The organism is Wolbachia endosymbiont of Cylisticus convexus, from assembly GCF_003344345.1.
Genome location: NZ_QPIP01000223.1, coordinates 1 through 5,203 on the forward strand (window position 1 = coordinate 1; position 5,203 = coordinate 5,203).

The window sequence follows — 5,203 nt, forward strand, 5'->3', positions numbered from 1 at the left end:
GGAATCTACCGTCTTAAGCGTCAAGATAAAAACTATTGTTTTTTACCATGGCATTTAAACAAATAATGATTTTTCTCATGACAGCAACTAATGCAACTTTAGCGGCTTTGCCAGAAGCAACTAAGCGCTGATAAAGAGCTTTCATTTTCCTGTTATGACGCATTGCGACCACAGCAGACATGTATAATGCTTTTCGAGCATAAAACCTGCCACCTATGATTTGAGCTTTGCTTACCTTTCTTCCGCTTTCATTAGTTTTTGGTGCAACTCCAATTAGACAGGCTATTTCTTTATTATCTAATCTACCAAGCTCAGGTACTTCTATGAGTAGGATACTCGCAATTTTGCGTCCAATACCTTTATAGCTAGTTAGAAGTTTGCTTTTTTCCTTCAAACCAGGGTCAGAGTCTATTATGTCTTCTATGTCTTGCCTAACTTGCTCTAATTGTTTTTTGGCAAATTCTATCTGCTTTACTATATATTCTCTGGCTTTTCCTGTCACATTATGTAAACGACACATATTTGCGTGAACATCATCGCTTAGATTACGCTCAATTGCTCTTAGTTCTTTTAGTTCTTCTTGTTTTTGTGAAACTATACATTCTACTACCTCATCGTTTTTTGTGATAAATTCAGCATACTTTTCTAGCAATTTTGCATCTAATTTGTCTGTTTTTGCAAAATGGTTACAAGCTTTCGCAAACGCATATACCCGGTTTGGGTGAGCTCTATGCACAACTATACTATGTTCTTGTAACAATTTTACGACAAGTTTTTCATAACCGCCTGTTGATTCTACTACACATAATTCAACAAATACATTAACTATTTTTGACTTTATAAACTCAGATATAGCTTTTTCTGCATTTTCTATACGCTGATGTTTATTGTTGATTGAAATATCAAGTGTCTCTTTTGAAACATCAATACCCATAAAAACTGTTCTAGCCATTTTTGCACCTATAAATTATAATCAAATAACAATATAAATGATGTACAGGATTGTGATTCGATCTTTTAGATCCCCCTACCGTTCGTACTACATTTTTTAAGCAAGGAGTGTACTGAGATTCCTACGATTTCTATCAATCAATCCAATTGACAGTATCACTCCTTGCTCATTATAGCCTTGCGACTTTGATTTAATATACAATCCATATGTATTAAACCTTATTTAAATTATGAGCTATCACATTTTAAAATATAAAGATTATGAACCAAAAATAGATGAAAGTTCTTTTATTGCAGGTGGTGTGTGTATCATAGGTAAGGTTGAAATAGGAAGGAATTCGAGCATCTGGTTTAATTGTGTGGTTAGAGGAGATGTCGGATCAATCAAAATAGGCGATGGAACGAATATTCAAGATGGTACCGTAATTCATGTAGATAGAAACCCAGGTGGTGATACGATTATTGGCAGTATGGTGACAGTAGGACATTTTTGCGTATTACACGCATGCACGGTGCATGATAAAGCGTTTATTGGTATGGGCTCTACCATAATGGATCATGCGATTGTGGAGTCTGGAGCTATGGTAGCTGCTGGCTCACTGGTGACACATGGAAAAGTGATAAAAAGTGGGGAAATATGGGCTGGCAGGCCAGCAAAATTCTTCAAAAAGATGTCAAATGAAGAAATAAACCACATTACACAATCTGCACAAAATTATATCATGCTAATGAAAGAATATAAAACTACATGTTAGGCTGAAACCTTTGACTCTGATACACATTTTCCACATCAACTACTTCGAAAGCTTCTTCAACTCTAGGTTGCTTGTCAATATGTTGATTAATAAAACTACCTCTAACTAAAACATCTTTTATTGGCCAGTTTGTTTCTGTTGGAATACCTAATAGTATAGCTGCATATTGTACTTTTGCCGATGTTAGAGAAAGAGATATAGTATTGTTTGAGTTAAGAAAGCAATTTACATGATCTTTACAACCTTTTAGATCTATATCTTTTGGGGAATCTGGTATGTGGGATTGTATATTTACTTTTTTAAAGTTCATCCAGCCGAATTTTTCAGTAAGTATGCCTATCTCTTTTGGGACTTGTAATGGGATTATAATATCATTTCTAATTCCATTTTCTTCTTGAGAAAAAAGTTCAGTGTATGCTCTTTTTTTACTGTGTTTCTCAAAATACTTAGGAAAATACATATTAAGGTATTCAGAGTGTAGCTCTATGCGATTTTTCTGGTTATCTTCTAGAGTAAATGTATATTTACCACCACTTTGCTTAAGTTTGCACAATTTAAATTTACTGAGGTCAAAGTCTAGCAATGGCTTTTCAATTTCGAAAGCAAGCGTAAGAGTATGTGTTGCACGATCAAATTCGTTTTTTTCTTGCAGACCATCTTGTAGACTGTAGCACTTATTTTCATCATACTCTTTCCTTTCACTATTTTCCTGTTCATCCAAACTCTCAACAGCGTCAAAGTATTCCTCTCTATCTAATTCTTGCTCTTCTAGAGCATCATACCATATATCCTCTAAATCAGTTTCATTATCTTGCGCTTCTATTTTGTTCTCTATACTTATTTTTTTTGTATGGTCATTTCCATTGCTAGCGGTTGTTTGATGATGTGTGTTGTGAATTTGAAAGAAGCTCTTTATTTTTAATATTAAGCTAATCCATGAAAGCCTGACTTGATTAATTAACAATCTAAAGCCTTTCATCATTTTTTACCTCTAATCATACTACTAAAAATTGTAACAGAATAAGTTAAATATGTCAATAAGATACACGAACACTTGTCTAATTGTACTAGCTGAGAATTAATGGTAATACTTAACATCTTTGTGAACTTCAACATAGGAGCTTTCTGCATTTCAACCAAATTAAAAGGAGAACATCAGCGATGTTCTCCTTTTAAGAAACAACTTAAAAAGAATTGATAAAATTTTATCCATCAGATTAAGGAAGTGAATGGCTAGTACTACTTATGTGTGATTCTCTTGATTCATCTACTTTAGTATTAGGTTCTATTGTTTTATATGTAACGTAACCGGCTACGAGTGCAGATACTGCTGCCATACTGATTATTGCTAACATACTTAGTCTAGTTGTATGCTCAAGTACAGTACTTGTTACCAACCCAACAGAGAGACTAATGCCAATAACAGCAGTATATAACATTATCGGATTTGAATTAGGCATATAGCTTACTAACTCTCTCCAACACTTTGCTGATTCTTTCTTTATGTCCTTGAGCTTATTTAGATCTTCTTTTTCTATTTTAGCATTTAATTCTAATTTCTTGCATAATTCTTGCATTTCTTTTACTTGCTTTTCTACTTGTTCAGCCAATTTTTTTATTTTTCCTCCTTGTAATTGTATTATTTTTTCCTTAAGTAGTAGTATTGGCATTGCTATTTCTTGTACCTCTTCTTCTATTTTCCCTTCCAACTTCACTATTTTTTCTATTCCTTCGTTTGACAGTTTTTCTGAAATTTCAGGGTCTTTTTTTAGTTCTATTGCAAGCTTTCTTTTTTTTAATTCTGCTCTTGTGTCTTCTAATACTTCTGATGCATTCCATAGCTTTTCACCAGAATTCCGACTCCGTTTTGGTGACATAGTCTGATTTTTACTGTTTTTGAGCTTTTTTGAGTTCTCACCAGCATTTGCTTTAACCATAATAAACCTCGCATATTAAATAATGCTATTACATAGTACCTTCAAAGCCCAAAGTCAAATAGTGTCTTTACATAATATAACTCATAAACAGAAAATTTTAGTCATATTTACTTTGTGCTATGGTTTGAGATGGAATAATAACTTGCTTCAAATGTGGGAAGGCAGTACAACTATGTCAAGTTACTGAACTCTCATTTGCTATTCCTTGTGGTTCTTGTGTTCCATAAAATTGAGCACTAGGTTTAAGTGCTACACCGGTAGCTGTGAGTACAGATATTTTTTGTATTAAACAAGACTTACTTAAAAAAGTAAGTTAAAAATAACATAAAAAAGGAGTGTTAGATATGAGAAACAAAAATACTGAAACCAAAATTAGGATTATCAAAACAGCTTGGTCAATCGGCCACTACAGTGGAGCTAGAGACATTTTTAGTCAGAACTGTGATGTTCCTTTGGCCTAAGGTCAGAATAAATTTGAGTGGATTTCCCAATGCGTCAACAAGTGCATGAATTTCAGTTCTCCGCCCTAAGGCCTCTTGAGCCTGAGAATCTTTTCTATATCCAGCTGAACATGAATGAGATCTGATGATTGTTCCATCAATTATGGAGATTTCCAAATCTGGATCTTGTTGTGCATACTTAAGTAATTTTACCAAAATTCCCTTTTCGCACCACTTTTTAAACCTCCTATGTATACTCCTGTAATTACCGTAAATTCTTGGTCATTGGCAGCCATTTTGCCACACTGCTTCCATAAATATTCTTAACTTCTCCTCATTTTTACTGTGTATTCCTTTTGTGCTCTTTAAAAATGCAAAATTTGCTTCCAAATTTCCTTTTTTATGTGATATTTCATACGGTAACTTCTCTATATTTATGATCATATAGAGAAGAACACTTGTTTGTATTGAAACAAGAATATGCAGCATATACTTTTTTTCAAACCGAATGTGATAAAAGTATAGAAAATTACTATAAAATATTTGAAACAAAGTTGAATGAGAACGGAACATTGAATAAAATAAAAAAGCGGAAGCAGAAGAATAGTCCAGATTTTGCCGTAGACGAAGATTTATATCGAATAACGGGAATGGGTTTTACTAAAGTTCCAAGACTTGATGTATTAAGTGTACAGACTATCATTTCAGAAACAGGTATAAATCGCAATAAATGGCAGACAGAAAAGCATTTTTCTTCATGGCTTGGGTTGAGTCCTACTAATAAAATTACAGGAGGGAAAATTATTGGAACAAGAACACGTAAGGTTATAAATCGTGCTGCGAATGCCTTGCTGTGTATCAAGACTGCACTTGGTGCATACTGCAGGAGGTTTTAAAGAAGCGACTAGAGATACCGAAAGCAATTACTGCTACAGCAAGAAAATTGGCATGTATTTTTTACAATATGCTAAAATATGGAAAAGAATATGTAGAAAAAGGAATTGATTATTATGAGAAACTTTATCAAGACAGGGTTATGAAGAATCTAAGTAGAAAAGTCCTTGAATTTGGTTATGTCCTGGTTAGAAAGGATCAGTTAATTGAAGGAGTTTATTAGGAG

Annotated in this window: 5 protein-coding genes and 1 pseudogene; 2 read left to right on the plus strand and 4 right to left on the minus strand. The window is 33.6% G+C overall.

Features of this window, described 5'->3' with window-relative positions:
* Nucleotides 1-13: 13 nt before the first annotated feature.
* Nucleotides 14-952: an IS110 family RNA-guided transposase gene (locus Wcon_RS10655; protein ID WP_114516788.1), complete on the minus strand. Its 939-nt coding sequence runs from the start codon at nucleotides 950-952 to the stop codon at nucleotides 14-16.
* A gap of 229 nt (nucleotides 953-1,181) precedes the next feature.
* Here Wcon_RS10655 and Wcon_RS10660 point away from each other — a divergent pair, with 229 nt between their 5' ends.
* The gene (locus tag Wcon_RS10660; RefSeq protein ID WP_114517983.1) at nucleotides 1,182-1,706 is read left to right on the plus strand and encodes a gamma carbonic anhydrase family protein; all 525 of its coding nucleotides are present in this window, start codon (nucleotides 1,182-1,184) and stop codon (nucleotides 1,704-1,706) included.
* Here Wcon_RS10660 and Wcon_RS10665 read toward each other — a convergent pair.
* The 3 genes from Wcon_RS10665 to Wcon_RS11520 form a co-directional block, all read right to left on the minus strand.
* The gene (locus Wcon_RS10665; RefSeq protein ID WP_237350155.1) at nucleotides 1,696-2,688 is read right to left on the minus strand and encodes a hypothetical protein; all 993 of its coding nucleotides are present in this window, start codon (nucleotides 2,686-2,688) and stop codon (nucleotides 1,696-1,698) included. The two genes, Wcon_RS10660 and Wcon_RS10665, sit on opposite strands and share 11 nt — an antisense overlap.
* A gap of 235 nt (nucleotides 2,689-2,923) precedes the next feature.
* Nucleotides 2,924-3,643: a hypothetical protein gene (locus tag Wcon_RS10670; protein ID WP_114517984.1), complete on the minus strand. Its 720-nt coding sequence runs from the start codon at nucleotides 3,641-3,643 to the stop codon at nucleotides 2,924-2,926.
* Nucleotides 3,644-4,365: 722 nt separating this feature from the next.
* Complete coding sequence (locus Wcon_RS11520; protein WP_179947527.1) at nucleotides 4,366-4,527, minus strand: hypothetical protein; 162 nt, start codon at nucleotides 4,525-4,527, stop codon at nucleotides 4,366-4,368.
* On the opposite strand from Wcon_RS11520, the pseudogene Wcon_RS10685 reads away from it, so the two are divergent.
* A pseudogene (locus Wcon_RS10685) lies at nucleotides 4,527-5,200 on the plus strand (transposase); the annotation flags it as partial. The gene Wcon_RS11520 and the pseudogene Wcon_RS10685 overlap by 1 nt on opposite strands.
* Between the last annotated feature and the right edge of the window lie 3 nt (nucleotides 5,201-5,203).